General features: G+C 57.3%; 17 protein-coding genes. 10 read left to right on the top strand and 7 right to left on the bottom strand.

Features of this window, described 5'->3' with window-relative positions:
• The first annotated feature begins 68 nt into the window (after positions 1–68).
• The 9 genes from MPQ_RS05485 (at position 69) to MPQ_RS05445 (ending at position 13,875) form a co-directional block, all read left to right on the top strand.
• Complete coding sequence (locus tag MPQ_RS05485; protein ID WP_013441903.1) at positions 69–1,205, top strand: MFS transporter; 1,137 nt, start codon at positions 69–71, stop codon at positions 1,203–1,205.
• Between the two features lie 280 nt (positions 1,206–1,485).
• Positions 1,486–1,575, top strand: a complete 90-nt coding sequence (gene kdpF / locus MPQ_RS14275) for a K(+)-transporting ATPase subunit F (RefSeq protein WP_041362091.1) — start codon at positions 1,486–1,488, stop codon at positions 1,573–1,575.
• Positions 1,575–3,383: a potassium-transporting ATPase subunit KdpA gene (kdpA, locus tag MPQ_RS05475; protein ID WP_013441901.1), complete on the top strand. Its 1,809-nt coding sequence runs from the start codon at positions 1,575–1,577 to the stop codon at positions 3,381–3,383. The genes kdpF and kdpA overlap by 1 nt, the downstream gene beginning before the upstream one ends.
• Before the next feature lie 38 nt (positions 3,384–3,421).
• A complete protein-coding gene (gene kdpB, locus MPQ_RS05470) occupies positions 3,422–5,497 on the top strand; it encodes a potassium-transporting ATPase subunit KdpB (RefSeq protein ID WP_013441900.1) in 2,076 nt (691 codons plus the stop codon).
• A gap of 39 nt (positions 5,498–5,536) precedes the next feature.
• Positions 5,537–6,124, top strand: coding sequence for a potassium-transporting ATPase subunit KdpC (gene kdpC / locus MPQ_RS05465; protein ID WP_013441899.1), 588 nt, complete (start codon positions 5,537–5,539; stop codon positions 6,122–6,124).
• 99 nt (positions 6,125–6,223) lie between these two features.
• Entirely contained in the window at positions 6,224–8,944 is a 2,721-nt protein-coding gene (locus MPQ_RS05460; protein ID WP_013441898.1) for a sensor histidine kinase KdpD, read from the top strand.
• On the top strand, positions 8,941–9,642 hold the full coding sequence (locus tag MPQ_RS05455; RefSeq protein ID WP_013441897.1) for a response regulator: 702 nt from the start codon (positions 8,941–8,943) through the stop codon (positions 9,640–9,642). The genes MPQ_RS05460 and MPQ_RS05455 overlap by 4 nt, the downstream gene beginning before the upstream one ends.
• Positions 9,643–9,855: 213 nt before the next feature.
• The gene (locus MPQ_RS05450; protein WP_013441896.1) at positions 9,856–11,919 is read left to right on the top strand and encodes an AsmA family protein; all 2,064 of its coding nucleotides are present in this window, start codon (positions 9,856–9,858) and stop codon (positions 11,917–11,919) included.
• 33 nt (positions 11,920–11,952) lie between these two features.
• Positions 11,953–13,875 (top strand): ATP-binding cassette domain-containing protein, encoded by a 1,923-nt coding sequence (locus tag MPQ_RS05445; protein WP_013441895.1) that lies wholly within the window; start codon positions 11,953–11,955, stop codon positions 13,873–13,875.
• 96 nt (positions 13,876–13,971) lie between these two features.
• Here the strand turns inward: MPQ_RS05445 and MPQ_RS05440 are convergent, their stop codons facing one another.
• The 6 genes from MPQ_RS05440 to MPQ_RS05415 all read right to left on the bottom strand — a co-directional run bounded on the left by MPQ_RS05440 (position 13,972) and on the right by MPQ_RS05415 (position 20,925).
• On the bottom strand, positions 13,972–16,074 hold the full coding sequence (locus tag MPQ_RS05440; protein ID WP_013441894.1) for a TonB-dependent siderophore receptor: 2,103 nt from the start codon (positions 16,072–16,074) through the stop codon (positions 13,972–13,974).
• Positions 16,075–16,288: 214 nt separating this feature from the next.
• Positions 16,289–16,981 carry a PepSY-associated TM helix domain-containing protein gene (locus tag MPQ_RS05435; RefSeq protein ID WP_013441893.1) on the bottom strand — a complete coding sequence of 231 codons (693 nt, stop codon included), beginning with the start codon at positions 16,979–16,981 and terminating at the stop codon, positions 16,289–16,291.
• 87 nt (positions 16,982–17,068) lie between these two features.
• Complete coding sequence (locus MPQ_RS05430) at positions 17,069–17,572, bottom strand: cytochrome b/b6 domain-containing protein (protein ID WP_041362089.1); 504 nt, start codon at positions 17,570–17,572, stop codon at positions 17,069–17,071.
• A 2-nt stretch (positions 17,573–17,574) separates the two neighbouring features.
• The gene (locus MPQ_RS05425; RefSeq protein WP_013441891.1) at positions 17,575–17,847 is read right to left on the bottom strand and encodes a PepSY domain-containing protein; all 273 of its coding nucleotides are present in this window, start codon (positions 17,845–17,847) and stop codon (positions 17,575–17,577) included.
• A gap of 14 nt (positions 17,848–17,861) precedes the next feature.
• Positions 17,862–18,542, bottom strand: a complete 681-nt coding sequence (locus MPQ_RS05420) for a Fe2+-dependent dioxygenase (RefSeq protein WP_013441890.1) — start codon at positions 18,540–18,542, stop codon at positions 17,862–17,864.
• Between the two features lie 70 nt (positions 18,543–18,612).
• Positions 18,613–20,925, bottom strand: coding sequence for a TonB-dependent siderophore receptor (locus MPQ_RS05415; RefSeq protein WP_013441889.1), 2,313 nt, complete (start codon positions 20,923–20,925; stop codon positions 18,613–18,615).
• Positions 20,926–21,251: 326 nt separating this feature from the next.
• Here MPQ_RS05415 and MPQ_RS05410 point away from each other — a divergent pair, with 326 nt between their 5' ends.
• The gene (locus MPQ_RS05410; RefSeq protein ID WP_083801081.1) at positions 21,252–21,428 is read left to right on the top strand and encodes a PLD nuclease N-terminal domain-containing protein; all 177 of its coding nucleotides are present in this window, start codon (positions 21,252–21,254) and stop codon (positions 21,426–21,428) included.
• Between the two features lie 176 nt (positions 21,429–21,604).
• On the opposite strand, the gene MPQ_RS05405 is transcribed toward MPQ_RS05410, so the two are convergent.
• On the bottom strand, positions 21,605–23,305 hold the full coding sequence (locus tag MPQ_RS05405; protein WP_013441886.1) for a tetratricopeptide repeat protein: 1,701 nt from the start codon (positions 23,303–23,305) through the stop codon (positions 21,605–21,607).
• Positions 23,306–23,379: the final 74 nt, after the last annotated feature.

Here is a 23,379-nt window from a genome sequence, read left to right as displayed (position 1 = left end):
CATTGCGGGGATCAGCGTCGACAGACGATTGCTCCCTTAATCATGACTTAACTTCAGGAAACCACCCCATGGGTCTTTGGATGCTGGCGCTGGCCGCCGGTGCATTTTGTATAGGCATGACCGAATTTCTGCCCATGGGGCTATTGCCGGATATTGCCCGCGATTTGCAGGTATCGATTCCGGCGGCCGGTAATCTGGTCACCGTGTATGCCATGGGCGTGGTCGTGGGCGGCCCACTGGTGGTGGCGCTCACCATGCGCTGGCCGCACAAGGCGACCTTGATCGGGCTGATGGGCATATTTACCTTGGGTAACGCCCTCTGTGCGCTGGCCCCCAACTATGAGTTGCTGGCCTTCGCACGTATTTTCAGCGCCCTGAGCCATGGCTCATTCTTCGGCATAGGCGCGGTGGTGGCCATTTACCTGGCGCCACCCGGCCAAAGCTCACGCGCGCTGGCGCTGATGTTCAGCGGCCTGACGCTGGCCAATGTGCTCGGCGTGCCTCTGGGCACGCTGCTGGGCCAGCTCACCAGCTGGCGTCTGCCGTTCTGGACCGTGGCCGCCTGCGGCCTGGTTGCCATGGCCGCCGTGTGGCGCTTTATCCCCGACATCACCGCCATGCCGCGCGCAAACATCCGCGATGAGATGAAAGCCATGCTGCATCCACAAACCCTGCTGGCGATGGCGATTACCGCGGTGGGCTTTGCTGGCGTGTTTACCATCTTCACCTACATCACGCCCATTCTGGAAGACCAGTCCGGCCTCAGTCCGCATGCGGTGAGCCTGGTACTGGTATTGCTGGGTATCGCCGCCACCCTGGGGCTCAATATCGGCGGCAAGATGGCCGACCGCTGGCTGTTGCCGACCATTGCCGGTTCGCTGCTCGGCATGGCGCTGCTCAGCCTGCTGTTTGCCTGGAGTATGCAATTCACGCTGCTGTCCGTCGCCACGGCATTTATCTGGGGCATGATTGCCTTTGCCGTCGGGCCTGGCTTGCAGACCAATGCCATGCGCCAGGCAGGCGAAGCACCGCTCATGGCCTCCACCGTCAACCAGAGTGCGTTTAACCTGGGCAATGCCGTCGGCGCATTTCTCGGTGGCGCCGTGATTCATTTCGGCCTGGGCCTGCAAGCGGTGCCTTTGGCCGCCGCCGTGGTCGCCATTGCCGGTTGCCTGCTCACGCTGTTCAGCATGCGCCGCGGCTGATCCCGCCTAGCACTTCCCCTCTAAGCACCGCCTGCGGGCGGTGAGCCAAAACGCTCAGGCACTGGCGCCCTGCTGGTGCATGAGCGCTGCGTTTTTACAGCATTTTTACACCCCTCTCCCGCTTCATTACACCATCTTTACATGGTCCTCAGTAAGCTCACGCCATTCACTGGATCAGGCTGATGACTCCGATGGACATTTTCAACACCTTGCTGATTCTGCTGTACCTGCTGACCAGTTATCTGGTGGCCGTGTACTGCATTTACCTGGGAGCAAAACCATGAACTGGCTTTATGTACTGAGCGGCGCACTTGCCCTGCTGCTGCTTGCTTATCTGTTATACGCCCTATGCAAACCGGAGAAATTCTGATGAGTGCGAATGCCTTGCTACAAGTGGCGATCTATCTGGCAGCGCTGTTGCTGCTGACCAAACCCATGGGCCTGTATCTGCATCGCGCCATGGAAGGCCGCCTGCCGGTGCTGGGGAAACTGCTAGGCCCGCTGGAACGGCTGCTGTATCGCGTCTCCGGAGTAAACCCGCAGCAGGAGATGAGCTGGAAATCGTATACCGTCGCCTTGCTGCTGTTCAATGCCATCGGCGTGCTGGCAGTACTGATTTTGCAACGCTGGCAAGGCAGCCTGCCGCTGAACCCGGCGGGCATGGGCGAGATCAGCCTGGACTCGGCCTTCAACACCGCCGTGAGTTTTGTCACCAATACCAACTGGCAAGGCTATGCCGGTGAAAGCACCATGAGCTACCTGACGCAGATGCTCGCACTGGCGGTGCAAAACTTCCTGTCCGCTGCCACCGGCATTGCCGTGGTGATCGCGCTGATTCGCGGCTTTGCCCGCCACTCGGTCGCCACCATTGGTAACTTCTGGGTGGATATGACACGCAGCACGCTGTATGTCCTGCTGCCGTTGTCCGTATTGCTCGCGGTGCTGCTGATGGGCCAGGGCGTGATCCAGAATTTCAGCGCCTACCAGCAGGTGAATACCCTGGAAAGCGTCACCTACAGCCAGCCCGTGCTGGATGCCCAGGGCCAGCCCAAGCTGGATAGCGATGGCAAACCAGCGCAGGAAACCATCACCAGCCATACACAGACCCTGGCCATGGGCCCGGTCGCCTCGCAGGAAGCGATCAAGATGCTGGGCACCAATGGCGGTGGCTTTTTCAACGCCAACTCGGCGCATCCGTTTGAGAACCCGACACCGTTCAGCAATTTCCTGCAAATGCTGGCGATTTTCCTGATACCGGCCGGGCTCTGTTACGCCTTTGGCCTGATGGTGGGCGACCGTCGCCAGGGCTGGGCGATCTGGACGGCGATGGCACTGCTCTTTGTAACCATGACCGCCGTCAGCCTGTGGGCTGAACAGGATGGCAATCCTGTACTGGCAAGCCTGGGCGTAGACCAGAGCAGCAGCCCGCTGCAATCCGGCGGCAATATGGAAGGCAAGGAAACCCGCTTTGGCATCACCACCTCGGCCCTGTTTGCCACCATCACCACCGCCGCCTCCTGTGGCGCGGTTAATGCCATGCACGATTCGCTGACGCCGCTGGGCGGGCTGGTACCGCTGTGGCTGATGCAGCTGGGCGAGGTGGTGTTTGGCGGCGTGGGCTCCGGGCTCTACACCATGCTGATTTATGCCGTGATTGCCGTGTTTGTGGCCGGGCTGATGATAGGCCGCACACCGGAATACCTGGGCAAAAAGATTGAAATCTTTGAAATGAAAATGTCTGCGGTCATCCTGCTGGTCACGCCCATTCTGGTGCTGCTTGGCACCGCGATCGCCGTAATGCTGCCCGCCGGACTCGCTGGCATTGCCAACCCCGGCGCGCATGGTTTCACCGAGATCCTCTATGCCTTGTCGTCCGCGGCCAATAACAATGGCAGCGCGTTTGCCGGGCTGTCTGCCAACACGCCGTTTTACAACCTGTTGCTGGCGGTGGCGATGGCGGTGGGACGCTTCGGCATCATCATCCCCATCCTGGCGATTGCCGGTGCGCTGGCGGCGAAAAAACGCATCACCCCCGGCCTCGGCACCCTGCCTACGCATGGCCCGCTGTTCATTGCCCTGCTGATTGGTACGGTGGTGCTGGTCGGCGCCCTGACCTACGTACCCGCGTTGGCGCTGGGACCGGTCATCGAGCATCTGCAAATGGTGGCTGGCCACTAATGGTTATGCCTTCCTACCCTACTGAGGAGTCTTTACGCATGCATTCCCCCAAAGGCCTTTCCATGTTCGATACGCAGCTGATACTGCCTGCCATCGCACTTTCCTTCAAAAAACTGGCGCCGCAGGTGCAATGGCGCAACCCGGTCATGTTCGTCGTTTATCTGGGCAGCATGCTCACCACGCTCATGTTCATCCAGGCGCTGGTGCTTGAGTCGCATGGCAGCCATGGCGAAGCCCCGGCGGGCTTTATCCTGGCGATCAGCATCTGGCTGTGGTTTACCGTGCTGTTTGCCAACTTTTCCGAAGCCCTGGCTGAGGGCCGCAGCAAAGCTCAGGCGGCCGCCCTGCGCAGCGCCAAGCAGAATGTGCCCGCCAAAAAACTGGCCAGCGCCTCACGCCAGGCAACCATCAGCATCACCGATAGCCAGAGCCTGCGCAAAGGCGACATTGTGCTGGTGGAAGCCGGGGACATGATCCCGGCCGATGGCGAGGTGCTGGAAGGCATTGCCTCGGTGAATGAAGCCGCCATCACGGGTGAATCAGCCCCGGTCATCCGCGAATCCGGCGGCGATTTCAGCGCTGTTACCGGCGGCACCCAGGTGTTGTCGGACTGGCTGGTGGTGCGCATCAGCGTCAATCCGGGCGAGGCTTTTCTGGATCGCATGATCGCCATGGTGGAAGGCGCCAAACGCCAGAAAACCCCCAATGAAATCGCGCTGACCATACTGCTGGTAGCGCTGACCATTGTCTTTCTGCTGGCAACCGTCACCCTGCTGCCGTTCTCCCTCTTCAGCGTGCATGCAGCCGGAGCAGGCGCCCCTGCCAGCATCACCGTGCTGGTCGCGCTCGTGGTCTGCCTGATTCCCACCACCATTGCCGGTTTGCTTTCGGCGATTGGCGTGGCGGGCATGAGCCGCATGATGCAGGCTAATGTCATCGCCACCTCGGGCCGCGCAGTGGAGGCGGCTGGCGATGTGGATGTGCTGCTGCTGGACAAGACCGGCACCATTACGCTGGGCAACCGGCAGGCATCCATGTTTCTGCCTGCACCCGGCATCAGCGAGCAACAGCTGGCCGATAGCGCACAGCTGGCTTCGCTGGCCGACGAGACGCCGGAGGGCCGCAGCATTGTCGTGCTGGCAAAAAACCGTTTCGCCCTGCGCGAGCGTGATCTGCAGGGCCTGCAAGCCGAGTTCGTGCCATTCTCCGCACAAACCCGCATGAGCGGCGTCAACCTCGGCACCAGACAGATTCGCAAAGGCGCCGCCTCGGCGATTCGCAGCTGGGTGGAATCGCAGGGCGGAAAATTTGCCCATGAAGTCAACCAGATGGTGGACGATATCGCCCGCCGTGGCAGCACCCCGCTGGTGGTAGCCGACGACGCCCGCGTGATGGGCGTGGTTGAGCTGAAAGATGTGGTGAAAGGCGGCATCAAGGAACGCTTTGCCGAGCTGCGCAACATGGGCATCAAAACCGTGATGATCACCGGCGATAACCGTCTCACGGCCGCCGCCATTGCCGCCGAAGCGGGCGTGGATGACTTTCTGGCCGAAGCCACGCCGGAAGCCAAGCTCAAGCTGATACGCGAGCATCAATCAGCGGGCAAGCTGGTAGCGATGACCGGCGACGGCACCAACGATGCCCCCGCGCTGGCGCAGGCCGATGTTGCGGTCGCCATGAACACCGGCACCCAGGCCGCCAAGGAAGCCGGCAACATGGTGGATCTCGACTCCAACCCGACCAAGCTGATTGAGATCGTGGAGATCGGCAAGCAGATGCTGATGACGCGTGGCTCGCTCACCACGTTCAGCATTGCCAACGATATTGCCAAGTATTTCGCCATCATCCCGGCCGCGTTTGCCAGTACTTATCCGCAGCTCAACACGCTGAATGTCATGCACCTCGCCAGTCCGGAGTCGGCGATTTTATCGGCGGTGATTTTCAATGCGCTGGTCATCATGTTTCTGATTCCGCTGGCGCTGAAAGGCGTGCCCTATCGCGCCGCCAGTGCCGCCAGCCTGCTGCGTGGCAATCTGCTGATCTACGGCGTAGGCGGTGTGGTGGTGCCTTTTGTCGGCATCAAGCTGATCGACCTGTTGCTGCAAATGCTCTAGCCCCATACCAGGCATTACATTTTTAGAGGAAACATCATCATGAAACAGCATTTACGCCCTGCCCTGTTCCTGTTCATTGGCCTCAGCCTGTTGACCGGACTCGTTTATCCGCTGCTGGTCAGCGCCATTGGCCAGACCGCCTTTGCCCGGCAGGCCGCGGGCTCATTGCTCACGCGTGATGGCGAGATTGTCGGCTCACGCCTGATCGGCCAGCACTTCAGCAGCCCGGGGTATTTCTGGAGCCGCCCCTCGGCGACCGCGCCTTATCCCAATAATGCTGCGGCCTCGTCCGGCTCCAACCTGGGGCCGCTCAACCCGGCGCTGAGCGATGCCGTCAAACAGCGCGTGGCTGACTTGCAGACCAACCCCGCATCGCCATCAGCGGTGCCGGTCGATCTGGTCACCAGTTCCGCCAGTGGGCTGGACCCGGACATCAGCCCTGCCGCCGCCTACTTTCAGGTGGCGCGTATCGCCCAGGCGCGGCATCTGACAGCGGATCAGCTGAATGCGCTGGTGAAGGCGCATATTGAAGGGCGTCAGTTCGGTGTGCTGGGCGAGCCACGCGTCAATGTCCTGGAACTCAATCTGGCGCTGGACGCCTTGCAGCCACAGCAGCGGAGTCAATAAGATGGGAGTGCGCGACATGAATATGCACATCCACCCAGGCCCGCGATGCCTTGCATGCTGCTCTGCTGACGCCGCCCCGAAATCGCCTATACTGCGCACATGAGCCATACGCGCCCTGATCCCGATGCGCTGCTGGAAAAACTGCAGCAGGAAGATGCCCGTCAACAACGCGGCAGGCTCAAGATTTTCTTCGGCAGCTGCGCCGGTGTAGGCAAGACCTTTGCCATGCTGACCGCCGCCCATGCCCGCATGCAGGAAGGCGAGGATGTGCTGGTGGGCGTGATCGAAACCCATGGCCGCCGTGACACCGAATCGCGTCTGCAAGGCTTGCCGCAACTGCCGCTCAAAAGCCTGAGCTATCGGGATAAAACCCTGCACGAGTTTGATCTGGACGCCGCACTGGCACGCCGCCCCGGCCTGCTGCTGGTGGATGAGCTGGCGCATTCGAATGCCGAGGGCTCCCGCCATCGCAAACGCTGGCAGGATGTGGAAGAACTCTGCTCGGCGGGCATCGACGTCTACACCACGCTTAACGTGCAGCACCTGGAAAGCCTGAATGATGTGGTGGGCCAGATTACCGGCATCCGGGTATCAGAAACGGTGCCGGACAAGGTGTTTGACCTCGCCGATGAGGTGACACTGGTCGACCTGCCGCCGGAAGAGCTGCTGCAGCGCCTGCAGGAAGGCAAGGTCTATATGTCGCAGCAGGCGGAACGCGCGCGGCGCCATTTTTTCCGCAAGGGCAACCTCATCGCCCTGCGCGAGATGGCATTGCGCCGCACCGCTGACCGCGTGGATGCGCAGATGCGCGAATATCGCACTGACCAGAGCATCCAGCACGTCTGGCAAACCCATGAGCGCATACTGGTGGGCCTGGGGCCGGGCCCGGAGGCCGAGCAACTGGTGAGAACCGCCGCCCGCCTTGCCATCAGCATGAAAGCCGAATGGCTGGCCGCCTATGTGGAAACGCCCGCCCTGCAAAAGCTCGGGCACGCCGAGCGTCAGGCCATCCTGGACAACCTGCGGCTGGCGCAAACACTGGGCGCGGCGACCACCGCCACCCTGAGCGGTGATGAAGTCAGCACTGTGCTGCTGGACTATGCGCGCAGCCGCAATGTCTCGCGCCTGGTGGTAGGCAAGCCAAGGCGGCCTTTGCTGATGCGCCTGTTCGTCCCCAGCGTGACCGATCAACTGGCGAAGGAAGCCACCGATATTGACTTGCATGTGGTGGTGCGCCAGCCCAAGCCACGGCATAAGCCAGCACCGCAGCACAGCCTGCAAATGGCGGCCAATGCCCATTTATCCGGCCTGAAAAAACGTGGCTACCTGTGGGCACTGGCCATCAGTGCGACCACCTCGGTGATCGCGGGCATGCTGCTGCAATACTTCGAGCTATCAAATGTCATCATGCTTTACCTGCTGGGTGTCATGCTGATCTCGATACGCTATGGACGTGGCCCCGGCATCCTGGCATCCATTCTCAGCGTATCGGCGTTTGATTTCTTTTTTGTGCCGCCCAAGCTGTCGTTTACCGTCTCCGACACGCAATACCTGCTGACCTTTGGCATCATGCTGTCGGTGGCGCTGGTCATCAGCAACCTCACCTCCAGCCTGCGCTATCAGGCCGTGATCGCCAATTACCGCGAACGCCGCAGCCTGGCCCTGTACGAGATTGGCAAGGAGCTGGCCTCCACCATGACTACGCAGCATATTGTCGAGGTCAGCGTGCACCATATCGCCAGCCTGTTTCAGAGCCGCGCTGCCATTTTGCTGCCGGATGCCGATGACAAGCTGCGGGCACCGGAAGCAGATGCCGGGCATGGGCATACCCTGGCCGATGTGGATCTCGGCATCGCGCAATGGACCTTTGATCATCAGGAACACGCTGGTCTGGGCACCAATACCCTGCCCTCCAGCCCGGTGCTGTATGTGCCGCTCAAGGCGCCGATGCGCACCCGCGGCGTGCTGGCCATCGTCCCGGAAAACCAGGCGGCCATCTTTTTGCCGGAACAACGCCAGCTGCTGGATACCTTTGCCGCGCAGATTGCCCTGGCGCTGGAGCGCAAGCATTACGTCGAAGTGGCGCGCGATGCGCTGATTTCCATGGAGTCGGAGCGCTTGCGCAATTCGCTGTTAAGCGCGATTTCCCATGACCTGCGCACCCCGCTGACCTCGCTGCTGGGCATCGCCGACCAGCTGCGCCAGGCCCCGGACATGCCCTCTGACCGGCATGCCCAGCTGGAAACCATGTACGACCAGGCGTTTCGCATGCAGCAACTAGTGGTGAATCTGCTGGACATGGCACGCCTGCAAGCTGGCAGCGTGCAACTCAACAGCCAGTGGCAGGTATTGGAGGAGGTGCTGGGCAGCGCCCTGCGCGCCATGCAACCAGTCAGCCAGCAGCACCGTATTGAAGTCACGCTGCCGCCCGAGCTGCCCCTGCTGCAGTTTGATGCCGTGCTGCTGGAGCGGGTGTTCTGCAACCTGCTGGACAATGCCTGCAAATACAGTCCGCCGAATACCACCATACGCATTTCTGCCCAGCAGCATCCAGGTGAGGTGTGGGTCACCGTGGCCGATGAAGGCTGGGGCCTGCCAGCCGGGATGGAAACCCAGATATTCCAGAAATTTACCCGCGGCAAAGTCGAGTCGCCGCAACCTGGTGTCGGTCTGGGGCTTTCCATCTGCAAGGCCATCATTCAGGCGCATGGCGGCGCGCTATGGGCAGAAGCGCAACAGCCGCATGGCACACGGTTCATTTTTTCCTTACCATTGGGCGAACCACCCGCACCCCCACTCGCCGAGGAAACACCTGCATGAGCAACACGGCCACCATCATCCTGATTGAAGATGAAGTCCAGATTCAGCGTTTTGTTCACGCTGCGCTGGAAGATGCCGGTTTCACCGTGCACAGCACGCCCAGCGGCAAACAAGGGGTGATTGATACCGGCACGCGCAAACCGGATGCCATCATTCTCGACCTCGGCTTGCCGGATATGGATGGCATAGACGTTATTCGCCAGATTCGCAGCTGGAGCAATGTGCCGATGATAGTGCTCTCGGCCCGCACGCAGGAGGCGCAAAAAGTCAGCGCACTGGATGCCGGCGCCGATGATTACCTGACCAAGCCGTTTGGCACGGCCGAGTTGCTGGCACGCATACGCGCCCAGTTACGGCGACATTCGCAGGCGGGCAATGCGGCACAGGAGAGCGTTTTCACCATGGGGGATATTCGGGTGGACCTGGTGAATCGCCAGGTGCATCGCGGCGGTGCGCTGGTCAGTCTCACCCCCATCGAGTTCAGGTTATTGGCCACGCTGATCCGCTATGCCGGGCGCGTGGTCACCCAACGCCAGTTGCTGAAGGAGGTCTGGGGCCCCAGCCATATCGAGAGCGGACATTATGTGCGCATCTACATGGGCCATCTGCGGCACAAGCTGGAGGCAGACCCGGCGCAACCGCGCTACCTGCTGACGGAGACCGGTGTGGGCTATCGCCTGCTGGCAGACGCTGACTGAGAGACACGCTGGCTCACTTTGGCTAAGAACTGGCAGATGGGTCAGCGCCTTACCATGGGCATGTGCATGGGATTCACCTTGCTTCTGGCAGCCATTGCGCCGAGACTCGGGGCGTGCATTCCATCGCCACACTTCCCGCCTAGTAACAAACAGCGGTGAACTTGTCGGCGTTTATGCTTTCCATTTAAACATCAACCACTGAATAAGAACCGCATGCCACCGCTATTTTCCCGCCCATTGTTCCGCACCTTCTGGATTACGCTGCTTCTGCTGCTGATTGCACTTGGCGCCTGCGAGCTGGCGGGCTGGCCGTTTCTGCGGGCGCCAGCACAGCAGTTTCTGAGTGAAAAGCTGGAACGCAAGATTGTCATCACCGCGCCGTTTGAGCTGCATCTCCTCGGCGGGATTTATCTGCGCGCCGGTGGGCTGAATATCTCCGCGCCGGATGCTTTCAAGGTGCCGCATTTTGTGGATGTGAAAGAAGCCGAACTGCGGCTGCGTTATCGTGATTTGCTCACGCTCCAACCTGGCGATGCCTATCGCATCAAGAGCCTGCGCGTGCAAGAGATTGATGCCCGCGTGCTGCGCAATCGGGATGGCGTATCCACCTGGCAGTTCAAGCAGGATGACCAGGAACCGCCACGGCCCTTCCCCATCTTTGAAAACCTGGTGATCCATAACGGCACGGCGGTCGTGCGCGATGCACTCTCGGAAGCCGATCTGGATCTGCGCTTCAACACGCAGGAAGGCACAGAGCAGACGGCCAGCAAGCCGGCCAGTGCCGCCATGCAATCCAATGTCGATATTGAAGGCAAGCTGCACAAAGAGGCGCTGCGCGGCCACTTGGCCACCAGCGGCTTTTTGCCGATTGCCAGCCTCAAGGAAAGCAACGACACCGTGCGCTCCAAAGGCTGGGTGGAGTACGGTGGCCTGCGCGCTGACTTTGATGGCCAGGTGGCCGATGCGCTGGGCGAGCAATCCATCAAGGGCACCCTGACGGTAAAAGGCCCATCGCTGAGCCTGTTTGGCAATCTGGTCAGCACGGTATTACCCACCACGGCGCCATTTACCCTGACCACCAGATTGCAAAAGGAAGGTGGCTTGTGGCTGGCCGATGTCACCTCAGCCCATATCGGCAGCAGTGATCTCACGGGCAAATTCAAATACGACTTGCGGCCGGCAACGCCGCTGCTCACCGGCGATATTCGCGGCAAGCGTTTTGTGCTGGCTGACCTCGGGCCGGCCTTTGGTACCGCCAGCGAAGCAGAGGCCGGTGACAATGCGCCCCGTACCCGCGCCATTCCGGATAAGCCCTTGAACCTGCCCGCGCTGAACAAGATGGATGCCCGCATCAGCATCCTGATGGATTACGTGGACCTGGGCTCGGCTTTCCAGCGGCCGATTGCGCCGCTGAAAGCCACCCTGCAACTGGAAAAAGGCAAGCTGGGCCTGGCCGATATAGACGCCAGCACGGCGGATGGCAGCCTCTCCGGCATGATCTCGGTAGACGCCAGCAAGCTCAATGGTCTGGAAGCCGATGTGAAGAAGCTGCCGCCCGAGGCGATTCCGGTCTGGCGCGCTGAGCTCGCCTGGAAAAACATTGATCTCTATAAATGGCTGAAAATCTCGCAAACCCAGCGCGAAAATGCCAAAAAGGAAAACAAGCCCGAACCGCAGCCCTATCTCACTGGCCGCTTAAACGGCAAAGCGAAACTGGATGGCAAAGGCCAAACCACCGCCGAGCTGCTGGGTTCGCTAGACGGCAATGTCTTCATGACCGTGCGCGATGGCTCGATCTCGCACCTTATCGTAGAAGCGCTGGGGCTGGATATTGCCCAGGCGCTGGGCGTGATGATACAGGGCGACAGCCCGGTGCCCCTGCAATGCGCCGTGATCGATATGCAGGCAACGCACGGAATACTCAGCCCCCGCGTGGGCTTGATGGATACGCCAGTGACGCGTGTGCTGACCGATGGCCATATCGACATGGGTAAAGAGCAGCTGGACCTGCGTCTGGTAGCCAAGCCAAAGAACGTATCGCCGCTGACCGTGCGCTCGCCCATACACGTACAAGGCAGCTTTCTGCAACCCGAGGTGTCTATCGAAAAAACGCCGATTGCCCTGCGCGTGATTGGTGGCATTGCCCTGGGGCTGATCAATCCACTGGCGGCCATCCTGCCATTTGTCGACCCCGGCAATGGCAAACAGGCAAGCTGCGCCGAGGTCCTGCAGCAGCTCAAGCAGGAAGCCGCACCAGGCAAAACATCGTCGCGATAGGCGCATGCGCGCTGCAACCTGTTAAAATGCGGCATGCCTTATATCACGCTCGACCAAGCCAGCTTGGCTTATGGACATTACCCTCTTCTTGATCACGCCGATTTTCAGCTGGACCCCGGTGAACGTGTCGGCCTGATTGGCCGCAACGGGGCTGGCAAATCCAGTCTGCTGAAAGTCATTGCTGGCGACAGCAAACTGGACGACGGCACCCTGTGGCGCGCCCCCAATGCGCGTGTGGCCTATGTGCCGCAGGAACCAGTACTGGAGCCGACCCACACCGTATTTGAAGCCGTGGCCGAAGGCCTGGGCGACCTGCAGAAAATTCTGCTGGAATACCATCAGGTATCGCACAGCATGGGCAACCCCAATGCTGACCTTGATCAGCTGATGGCCCGCATGCAAGTCTTGCAGCACGAACTCGATGCCCGTCAGGGCTGGCAGTCGCAGAGCAAGGTAGATGCAGCGCTGAGCCGTCTGGAATTAGACCCCGATGCCTTGATCTCCACCCTATCCGGCGGCTGGCGCAAGCGCGTGGCCCTGGGCCGTGCCCTGGTCGCGGAGCCGGAAGTGCTGCTGCTGGACGAACCGACCAATCACCTGGATTTTGCCGCGATTGAGTGGCTGGAAGAGCTGTTGCTCGGCTTTCAGGGCAGCGTGTTGTTCATTACCCACGATCGCCGCTTCCTGGATCGGCTGGCGACGCGCATTGTGGAGTTGGACCGCGGCCATCTCACGGATTTTATTGGCAACTACACCCAGTACCTGGTGAAAAAGGAAGAGCTGCTGGCGGTAGAAGCCACGCATGCGGCCAAGTTTGACAAGGTATTGGCGCAGGAAGAAGCCTGGATACGCCAGGGCATCAAGGCACGCCGTACCCGCAATGAAGGTCGCGTGCGACGTCTGGAACAGCTGCGTCTGGAGCGGGCTGCGCGCCGCGAGCGCCAGGGCAACGTCAAGCTGACGCTGGATAGTGGCGAACGCTCGGGCAAGCTGGTGGCCGAGCTGGAGCATGTGAACAAAGCCTATGGCGACAAGGTGCTGGTCAAGGATTTCAGCACGCGCATTCTGCGCGGCGACCGCATCGGCCTGTTGGGCCCGAATGGCGCGGGTAAATCCACCCTGCTCAAGATGATACTGGGCGAGCTGGAACCCGATAGTGGCACCATCCAACGCGGCACCAACCTCAACGTGGCGTATTTTGACCAGATGCGCGAGCAGCTGGATGAGGAAGCCACGCTGGCCGACACCATCAGCCCCGGCTCCGAATTTGTCCAGATCGGCAATGAGCGCAAGCATGTCATCAGTTATCTTGAGGACTTCCTGTTCCCGCCGCAGCGCTCGCGCTCGCCGGTGAAATCGCTCTCCGGTGGCGAGCGCAACCGTCTGTTGCTGGCGCGCCTGTTTGCGCGCCCGGCCAATGTGCTGGTGCTGGACGAACCCACCAACGACCTGGATATCGACACCCTGGAACTGCTGGAAAATCTGCTGCAGGAGTTTGAAGGTACGCTGTTTCTGGTCAGCCATGATAGAGCCTTCCTGGAAAACACCGTCACTCAGGTGATTGCGTTTGAAGGCCACGGCGTACTGGATGAGTTTGGCGGCGGCTATGACGACTGGTATCGCTACAAGCAACAGCAGGCGGCCAACCTGGCTGCCGAGAAAACCCGGGCTGCCAGCGCGCCCGCCGCTGCAAAACCCGCCGCTGCAAAACCCGCCGCGGCCAAACAGGCGGCCAATCGCCTCAGCTTCAAGGAAAACCGCGAACTGGAAGAGCTGCCCGGCCGTATTGAGCAGCTGGAACAGGAACAGGCCGAGATCAATGTATCACTCGCCAGCCCGGACCTTTACCGCGAAAATCCCGAGCAGGTAAAAACCCTGCAAGCGCGGCTGGATGAGCTGGCTTCAGCCATCGATGCCGTCATGCAGCGCTGGGAAGAGCTGGAAAGCAAGCGTTAAACTCCGCTCCATTTGCAGACAACAAAAAAGCACACGTGGAAATGCGTGTGCTTTTTTATTGGCAGGCCCTCACGCCTGCCAGAACGGAACACCCGATCAGAAATTGTAGATCAGGGTGGCACGCGCCGCCGTGGGAGAACCCGGCGTGATGTTGTTATTGTTGTGGGCGTACAGGTAATACTCCTTGTTCAGGATATTCTCGATATTGACCTGCAGGCGCAGGTTTTTATCGAGTTTGGCGTAAACCGCGCCGTCAAAGCGCGTGTAGCCCGGCAGCTGCACGGTGTTGTCAAACGAGGTGTACATCTCGCTACGGCTTATCGCCCCCAGCGCGACACCCCAAGTTTCATTGATGTCGTAGCGGTTCCATAGGGAGAAGGTATTGCGTGGCGTATTGGGGGCGCTGGCACCGTTGGCGCCGACGCTGGTAGTGTCGACCAGTTCGGCCTTTTGCAGGGTATAGGCGCCAATCACATTCCACTTGTCGGTGATGCGGCCCAGGGCACTCAGTTCAAAGCCCTTGGTATCCTGCCCATCGACCAGAGCAGATGTGGTTGCACTGGTTGAAACCGCGACATTGGTGCGCTCCAGCTTGAAAATGGCCGCATTGATCTCCAGCCCCGGTTTTACTTCCCACTTGGCACCGACTTCGGTGTTCTTGAATTTTTCCGGGTCAAAGGTGCTGGTGACTACTGTCAGCGAGGTCAGCTGGTCGCCTGCGCGTGGCACATAGGACTGGCTGTAACTGGCATACAGCGACAAAGGCTCAACAGGCTTGTAGATCAGGCCCGCACGCGGCGAGAAAAGATCGTCGTCGGATTTGATTTTCTGACCAGATATCTGATTTTTGAAATCGACATCGAATTTATCCAGACGCGCGCCCACAATCACTTGCCACTGCGGGTTCAGGATAATCTGATCCTGCAGGTAAAACGCGGCCACATCCACCTGGCTGCGGTTGCGGGTTTGCAGGTTGGTAAAGCTAATTGGGCCATTGAATACAGGATTCTGCGCCGATTGTGCCGTGGTCAGTGTGCCGGTGGAGTTGGGTCTGTAGCGGACGTTATCGGTGTCCTGCCGGCCAAGCTCCATGCCAACCAACAGCTTGTGGGTGACCGCGCCCTGCTTGAGGGTATAGAGCAAGTCGGTCTGGTTGAACAGATTTTCGCGCTGGGTATCATCGCGATAGGCCGCCACGGTGTAGTTGCCGCTGGCATCCACGGCACTGTTGGCAAACACGTTCTGGTAATATTTGTCGAAGTCGGAATAGCGCGTGCGGTTTCTCAACAACACACCGTTGTCAAAGCTGTGCTCGATCAGTGCGCTGTAGTTCTGGGCTTCAATTTCCGTGGGGCTCTTGGCAGCATTGCCGAAGAAAGTCGATTCGTTGGTGGCAAAAGGCCGGCCATTTTGTGAAGGAATGCCCCGGTCTGCCGTGCGGTGGTCGGTGAAATACTCCGCGCTGAGCACGACCTTGGTTTTCTCAGTCGGGAACAGCGTCACGGTCGGGTTGATGCCGTAACGGCGCAGTGACACGCCATCGCGGTAGCTATCGGCATTTTCCACCATCGCATTCAGGCGAAAAGCCGCCGCTTCATTAATGGCCTGCCCGATATCAATGCTGCCGCGACGCTGGTCATACGAACCCGCTTGCAGCGAAATCTCGCGCACGGGATCCCAGCCCGCCTCCTTGCTGACGCGATTGACCACACCACCGGCGCCGCCACGGCCAAAGATCATGCCATTGGCGCCGCGCAATACTTCTACGCTTTCAATGTTGTAGAAATCCCGGTAGTACTGAACATCATCCCTGACGCCATCGAGGAAAAAGTCACCTGTACTGGCATTGCCACGGAATACAACGGTATCGCGATTGCCCTCGCCCTGCGCCATGCCCACTCCCGGAGTGTAGCGTATGGCATCTTCCATGCTGCGGATGGCCTGATCCTTGATTTGCGACTGGCTGACCACGGTCACGGCCTGCGGTACGTCTTTCAGCGGTGTATTGGTTTTGGTGGCCGTGGTGCTGGACTTGGTGACATAGCCATCGGTCTTGGCGGGTTCGGTCACTTTATTGGACGTGATCTCCACTTGCGGCAGTGTCGTGGTGGCTTCTTCTGCATAGGCAATGGCAGGCAATCCCGCCAGCATCAGACAGAGGGTTTTAACGGGGAATGAGTGAATCGCATGAGGATGCATATGGGGAAATCTTTACCTGTTGTGATATTGAGAATTGTTTACAATTGTAAATTGTAGTAAAGATCCCCCCCCACTGGCAATCGCTGAATGGATTGCATCGCATTTCTTGCACATGAATAAGTGGCCTTGAACGCAGGCATAAAAAAAGCACACGCCCAAAAGTTGTGTGCTTTTTCAGTCAGGCTGCGATACAGCCTGCAACGGTTAAGCTGCGCTACAACATGCCAAGCGCAGCCCAGATAGTGGCTACCAGTGAAGCGCTAATCAGGCCTGCCATGACCAGGCGCGATTGACGCATTTTGGTCCACAGCAATACGCCGGTAATCGAAAGCACGATCATGGCACCTGCGATGGTATCTGCCAGCAACACCCAGGCCACATTGGCCCCCACGCCTTTGTGCATGTTCATGATGTATGCCCAGGCATTGGCATCTTCGCGATGAATGGTCGCAAACTGATTCCCGGCAATATACTCGGCGCGAATACGCATTTGCGGCATGCGAAACTCCACTTCCCATTTCGCAGGTTGCGACATGTCGCGTCCCATGAAGCGTGCGTCATGCTCGCCTTTTTCGCGCATCACCGCCCCTTGCGCGCCCTTGTCTCTCTCCCCTTTGCGTGGCTTGCGCTCCAATGGATCATGTTGAATGTCCAGCGCCTGCTGCACAAACGCAGTAAACGCTTTCGCATTTTGCGGATAAGGCTGCGGCACGCTGAGCTGGATTTCACTTTCTTCCATCTGCGCGGCAGGAATCTTCATGACCGCACGATGATTGAGCAAGAAACCGGTGGTGCCAAACAAGAGCCCCAATACAGCGCCCCACAGGCCAAGCCAGCCATGGATTTTTCTTAACAGGCGGAGGGTGCGGCCGCGTTGTGCGTTTTGTTGTGCGAGTGTTTTTTGCATGGGAAAAATATCAACGAAAAAAGAGGTGCATAAACTAACGTGCCTGGCTGCTATCGGGAAGAGGCAGCCAGACGCAGGCGTGGACATTTACATTTTTTTGCGCAGGAGCATGCCTTTCATGAGATTGGTGCGCTGAATGCGGGACATCACGAGCACTGCAGCCACATGCACAAACACCAGGACCTGCAGGCAAGAGGACAAATAGCCATGCCAGACAACCGGCCAATCCTCACCCCAAAATGCATCGGTACGGCTTACCCAACCTGTCAGGGCCAGCATGGCGAGCAATAGCCACATCAGATAGACCGCCCATTGCCCGAGGGGATTATGCCCCACATGATGCTCCGCCCGCCCATGCATGATGGATTGGATATGCATGCTCAGCTGCCTGCCACCCGGCCAATAAAAGCGCGCCATCTGGACGGAAGTCAACAGGCCATACATCACCCTGGCAAACACCATACTCACCGCGGCATAGCCCAAATTGCGATGCCACTCACCGGTTTCATTAAACCAGTTCACCACCACGATCATGGCGACCAGCCAGTGAGATAGCCTTACAAACCAAGGCCAGATTGCCGCGTCGCGCAAACTTAGCGTTCCACTTCGGCTTTAATGATGGCGAAGGTTTTCATGTCGAAATAAATCTCGACCTTTTTGCCTTCCTTGTTCCAGCCGTAGATTTCGTAGCAATTGCCATCAATCTTGAATTTCTTGATCTTGTAGCCTTCATCCGCCAATGCTTGTTTCAAGGTATCTTCAGATGCCCACTCCTCTTTGGGGTAAGCAGGACAATTGGCCGCCGCCCAGACATGCATGGTCGACAACAGCAGAAGAGCCCCCAGGCTCCATGTACGTAATTTCATCAAATATTCACTCCTCAGGTATCGGCCCACATCCGGATCAGATTGTGATAATTGCCGGTTAATCGTATAACGGCCGCGTTATCCCCCACCTGTTCACGCAGAGTCGCAATCGCGGCATCCATATCAAACAGCAGTGTGCGCTGGGCATCTTCACGGATCATGCTCTGTATCCAGAAAAAACTCGCCAGACGCGCGCCCTGGGTAACGGGTCGCACATGATGCAAACTGGTGCCGGGATACAGCACCATATCGCCCGCTGGCAGCTTGACCATCTGGTGACCGTAAGTATCTTCAATCACCAGCTCCCCACCCTCGTAACTCTCCGGGTCGGCAATAAACAAGGTGCAGGAAATATCGGTACGGACGTGCATGCCAGAGATAGCGTGGGTTCTCACGGAGTTATCGATATGCGCACCAAAATCCATACCTTCGCGGTATTGATTGAACAACGGCGGGTAGATTTTCTTGGGTAATGCTGCAGAGAAAAACAAGGCATTGCGACTAAGCGCCTTGAGCACGATCTGACGCGCCTGCTCCGCCTCGACGGAGGTTTCCGGTAGCTGGATATTGCGTTTGACCTGCTCAGACTGGGTGCCGGCGGTGACTTTGCCGTCGGCCCAATTGGCAGAGGTAAGCAGCTTGCGCAATTCAAGCAACTCAGCAGAATTCAGCACCTGGGGGATATGTAATAGCATGATTTCCGCTTAATAGAAAAAGGCCAGGCCATGATACCCATGACCTGACCCACATTCAAACCACAACCACTTAGAACTTGATTTCGGTGGTCAGGATCGCGATACGACGGTTACCAGGAACCACCAAGCCACCGTTGTCATACAAGGCATCGTAGTACTCCTTGTTGAACAGGTTCTTCACATTCAAACGCACCGCCCAGCGCTTCTCTTCGTAGCTCATCATCGCGTCCCACCGGGTGTAGCCAGGGATACTGTTGGGACGGAATTCGCCATCCACGAATGGGCCTACGGCATTGCTTGGAACATAGCCATATCGCTCGCCCTTGGCTTCAAACCCGCCACCAACTCTCCAATTCCCCAGAAAACTGTATGTTGTCCAGAAGTTAGCGGTCATCGGCGGGGTATTGCGGGAACGCTCGCCTTCAAATCGCGGATCAGCGTATGTCACAACCCCCGAAACAGGATCGGTATTGTTGGCCACCTTCAGGATGCGTGAATCCATGAATGCAACGCCACCAAACACTTCCCAGTTACTGGTAATACGGCCGGCAAGTTCAAACTCCAATCCGTCAGTACGGCGCTTGCGCGTCAAAATCGCAGCGGATGACTCAAGGTCAGTATTCCGCTCCCAGTCCTTGTCTGCGCGGTAGAGAGCAGTACGGAAAGCTAAGTCACCATCAAAGAACAGCCATTTGGCGCCAAGCTCTGTCGTTTTGCTCTTTTCAGCAGGATACGGGGTAGTAGTCAGTTGATAGAGGTCAGCTGTTGGGCTGAAAGAGTCACTGTAGCTCAAGTAATAATGTGCAGTAGGTGTTGGCTGCCAGGACAAGCCCGTACGATAACTGTTCTCACTATAGGTCAGACTAGAATTGAGATCATCATAGGTTGCCGGGTTAACCGTGGCGGCATTTGTACGCGTTGTACGGAAATAGTCTGCGTCCATGCGATCGCGACGGACACCCAACAGGAGTTTCCAGTCAGGAACAAACTCTATCGAATCCTGAATATAAACTGCCTGGCTATCGCTCTTGAATTTATTCAGGCCTTTATTACCTGTTTGAACTACTGCACTTGAGCGGTAATAAGGATTACCGTTTGCATCAACCAAGCCTTGCAAACTCTGGCGATAGGAGTCTTCGTGCAAATACTCAACCCCGAACAGAACCTCGTGCTTCATTCCAGCTAATTCCAGCTCTGTAGAAAAATCGGACTGCACGGTAAACGTCTGGTAATCCAGTGTACGCGCGATGTTACCGCCGACACTTGCATTGGCAGCGGGCAGTGCCGGACTTGTTCCATTAGGCGGCGTTTTTACCCAATATGCACGTTGATATGAGCCCTGACGAACCTGAGTACGCCATTGTGTCTTTTCGTTAAATTTATGGGTGAAAATAGCCGTGGAAACACGCGTATCACTGTCGTCAAAGTTGGCGTTGGTTCCCCAGAAGGTTCCGTAGTACTGGCTCACAGGCTTGCCGTTGGCAAAACGGATACCGAAATCGGGAACATCGCGGGTTTGGGTATAAATATGATTAAGATACAGCTCGTTATCCGTGCCTATGCCCATCCCCAAACTGAGCGCAATGCCTTTACGGTTCAATTCAGGTCTGTCGCCAGCAGCCTTATTCTGGCGAGTGGCTTCTTCGGTACGATCCATGACATTTACGCGCAATGCCACGGTTTCACCCAGTGTCTTGTTAAGATCAGCGGTGTATTGCTGGTAGCCATAATCGCCAAGACTAGCCGAAACTTTATTAGCATCTTCCAGCTTGGCCATTTTGCTGACTTGATTGATCACACCACCTGCCTGCCCACGACCAAAAAGCATCGCAGCTGAACCGCGCAATACATCGACCTGCTCAAGATTGAATGTCTCGCGATTGTATTGCGCTGTATCGCGAATGCCATCCAGATAAATATCACCAAAAGTATAGAACCCACGCAGCATCATGTTATCGCCAGCGCGACCACCCTCGCCTGCGTTAAAAGTCAAACCTGAAACGTTACGCAATGCTTCTCGCAAGGAACCAACTTGCTGGTCAGTCATCAGGCTGCGAGTGACAGTAGTAATAGCCTGTGGTACGTCCTGAGGATCCTGCAGCACTTTCCCCACACGGGTCTTGGTTGCCTGATAGCCGTCCTCTTTTGCTTTTTCTTTGGAGGCATTGACGGCAACCTCAGGTAATACCTGCTGCTCTTCAGATGACTTTTCTTTCGAAGCGGCAGCCTCAGGAGAAGCTACATCGGCAGCATAAGCACCCGAACTGAGGAACAAGGCAGCAACAATAGCGCCTAGAGGGAAAATTTGAGATGCAGCACACGGCGAAACCACCGTTTTTGTTTTAGCCAAATGGGACATCATCGGCTCTTTCAACGAACGCATAGAATCAAATCCTAAATATAGTTTTTATAGAGGGGATCGCTGGCTAAATATCGTGGCTTGCAATTTATCGCTAATGATAACGATTACCATTTGTTAAATAAAGTAAAGAGTTGGGACTTGTTGCAGAAACACAACACAAAACATGTCTAATCCGTGAAGCCCGTCACATATCAAAACAACAGCTTGCGATGTCTTCGTGGCCTAAAAACCACATGGTAGTTGTCCTTTTCTGTCCTACAAGGACATAGGATAGAAGCCGATAGCCACTACACTGGCTTATGCTTATGATGAATGGCACCAACACTTACAAAAAAGGGGGAAATAAATTGAGCAGCATCATCGGAATTCTGATTTTGATCGCCGACATTTTTGCCATTATCAAAATTGCGCAAAGTTCAGCGGATACTGTCGCCAAACTGTTGTGGATACTGGGTGTGCTGGTATTCCCGGTCCTGGGTCTGATTGTCTGGTATCTTGCCGGGCCAGGCGGCAAAAAGGTGTAAGCGGATTTGCATGCATAAAAAAAGCCGGGGAATATTCCCCGGCTTTTTTTATGCTCATCGTTGTTTATATGGCATATCGCAGTGAGACAACACCCACCTCAAGCATATCGGCGAAGGTGATTGCCATCCAGGCCACGGTGGGAATATTCCCCGGCTTTTTTTATGCTCATCGTTGTTTATATGGCATATCGCAGTGAGACAACACCCACCTCAAGCATATCGGCGAAGGTGATTGCCATCCAGGCCACGGTCATGGTGACGGCGGCCCCCACCTTGGCGACCTTGGGCTTGATATCAAAAGCGACACAAATACGTTCTTCATTGGAACTGAACGGGATGGTGCGATGAAAGAGTGACGAAGGGAACAGTACAATATCGCCCACTTGCGGCGCAATCACCTTCACCGGGAAATCATCATGCTGGCGTGGGTATTCGTCACCATCCGTACTGAACTCGATACTGCCATCATGCTCTCCCTGTTTTTCCTTAGGAATTGCCAGGTAAACACAGCCACTGAGCCAGCCGATCTCGTGGATATGCGAGGTGAGATGCCCGCCTTTTTGCATTTTCACGTACCAGGAACTGGTGAACTCGATGTCATCCGGGAAGCCTTCAATCAATTCGCAATCCTGTCCGGCATAGCGCTCACGGAATGCCTGTACTTGCTGTTTGATCAGCTGCGCCAGGGTTTTGAAAGAAGCTTCAGAGCGCTTGAACAGATTGCCCGCTGACTGTATGCCATGATGCAGCCGGCCCTGCTTGCGCTCGGCAATTTCGGTGAGGGTAATATCTTTCAGCAGCGCATTCAGCAAACTGCTGTCCTGCTCGGCCAGAGGAGCGATGCGGCTATGGAAGACATACTCCATGGGCTGCGGGCAAAAGCGATAGGGATCTGGCACGCCAAAGTTGGTCGCGTAATGCGTAGACAAGGTCGCAAGGAAAGGCGATGCATGGGTATCGCCCATGACTTGGGGCAAGCGCGCCTTGAATGCATCAAACTGCTCGGATTTATAAAGGCAGTACAGGATGCGCTCTTGCCAATCGCCTAATTGCGAGCGCTCAAAATGCGGTATTGCCTGGGCATATTCACGCGCAAGATATAAAAACTCGGCCAGATTGTAGTTGGCGGCAGCATGCGCTGCATCCAGACTCAAGGCATGCTGATAGGCTTTGACTGCCTCATCCATATTGCCCTGATCGCGCAGTGCCTCACCCAGGTTGTTCCAGGCATCAACATAATCAGGCTGCATGCGCAGCGCCGAGCGGTATGCCGTCACGGCATCTTCCAACTGACCGTGATCGCGCAATGCGGTGGCGAGATTAAAGTAGCCGCGTGGGTCTGCATGGATCTCAAGTGCCTTGCGGTAACTGGCAATGGCATCTTCCATCTTGCCCTGCTTCTGCAACACCGTGCCCAGATTGCCATGCGCTTCATAAAACGTGGGTTGCATGGCGGCCGCTTTGCGATAACTGGGAATGGCTTCTTCATAACGCCCCAAGGTTTGCAAGGCAAAGCCCAGGTTGAAATAAGCAACCGCAAGATCAGGTTTCAGGGAGATGGCTTTGCGATAGGAAGCAATGGCCTCGTCCATGCGGCCCAAATGCCCCAGCACCACGCCAAGGTTGAAATGTATTTCAGCGATTTTGGGTTCAAGCGCAATCGCACTTCGATAACTGGCTGCTGCATCTGCGTACTTTTGCTGCGACTCCAAGGCGATGCCGAGCACATTGTGCAACATCAGCGTCTGTGGATATTGACGCAACATGGATCTCGCCGTCGCCTCCGCCTGCGGCATATGCCCCGCATTCAAAAGCCCGATTAACGCTTGCATCTCACTCTGGCCAGGCTGTCTCGCCTGTTGAAATCCGGTTTTCATCTCTACATTCCCTTGTACTTGCCACGCCAGGCACTGGGTAAACCGTCCAAAGATTAGCGCAATGCAGTCGTTTA

This window comes from Methylovorus sp. MP688 (assembly GCF_000183115.1).
Taxonomy (GTDB): Bacteria; Pseudomonadota; Gammaproteobacteria; order Burkholderiales; family Methylophilaceae; genus Methylovorus; species Methylovorus glucosotrophus.
Note: the sequence above shows the minus strand (reverse complement) of the source record. Positions and strands in the feature narration are given on the sequence as shown.

What these genes read in the sequence shown, in the direction of transcription:
- MPQ_RS05405 (WP_013441886.1), bottom strand. Translation starts at nt 23,305, where the DNA reads ATGAAAACCGGATTTCAACAGGCGAGACAGCCTGGCCAGAGTGAGATG.
- kdpC (WP_013441899.1), top strand. Translation starts at nt 5,537, where the DNA reads ATGAAACAGCATTTACGCCCTGCCCTGTTCCTGTTCATTGGCCTCAGC.
- MPQ_RS05415 (WP_013441889.1), bottom strand. Translation starts at nt 20,925, where the DNA reads ATGCGTTCGTTGAAAGAGCCGATGATGTCCCATTTGGCTAAAACAAAA.
- MPQ_RS05485 (WP_013441903.1), top strand. Translation starts at nt 69, where the DNA reads ATGGGTCTTTGGATGCTGGCGCTGGCCGCCGGTGCATTTTGTATAGGC.
- kdpF (WP_041362091.1), top strand. Translation starts at nt 1,486, where the DNA reads ATGAACTGGCTTTATGTACTGAGCGGCGCACTTGCCCTGCTGCTGCTT.
- kdpA (WP_013441901.1), top strand. Translation starts at nt 1,575, where the DNA reads ATGAGTGCGAATGCCTTGCTACAAGTGGCGATCTATCTGGCAGCGCTG.
- MPQ_RS05425 (WP_013441891.1), bottom strand. Translation starts at nt 17,847, where the DNA reads ATGAAATTACGTACATGGAGCCTGGGGGCTCTTCTGCTGTTGTCGACC.
- MPQ_RS05460 (WP_013441898.1), top strand. Translation starts at nt 6,224, where the DNA reads ATGAGCCATACGCGCCCTGATCCCGATGCGCTGCTGGAAAAACTGCAG.
- kdpB (WP_013441900.1), top strand. Translation starts at nt 3,422, where the DNA reads ATGCATTCCCCCAAAGGCCTTTCCATGTTCGATACGCAGCTGATACTG.
- MPQ_RS05440 (WP_013441894.1), bottom strand. Translation starts at nt 16,074, where the DNA reads ATGCATCCTCATGCGATTCACTCATTCCCCGTTAAAACCCTCTGTCTG.
- MPQ_RS05455 (WP_013441897.1), top strand. Translation starts at nt 8,941, where the DNA reads ATGAGCAACACGGCCACCATCATCCTGATTGAAGATGAAGTCCAGATT.
- MPQ_RS05445 (WP_013441895.1), top strand. Translation starts at nt 11,953, where the DNA reads ATGCCTTATATCACGCTCGACCAAGCCAGCTTGGCTTATGGACATTAC.
- MPQ_RS05420 (WP_013441890.1), bottom strand. Translation starts at nt 18,542, where the DNA reads ATGCTATTACATATCCCCCAGGTGCTGAATTCTGCTGAGTTGCTTGAA.
- MPQ_RS05435 (WP_013441893.1), bottom strand. Translation starts at nt 16,981, where the DNA reads ATGCAAAAAACACTCGCACAACAAAACGCACAACGCGGCCGCACCCTC.
- MPQ_RS05450 (WP_013441896.1), top strand. Translation starts at nt 9,856, where the DNA reads ATGCCACCGCTATTTTCCCGCCCATTGTTCCGCACCTTCTGGATTACG.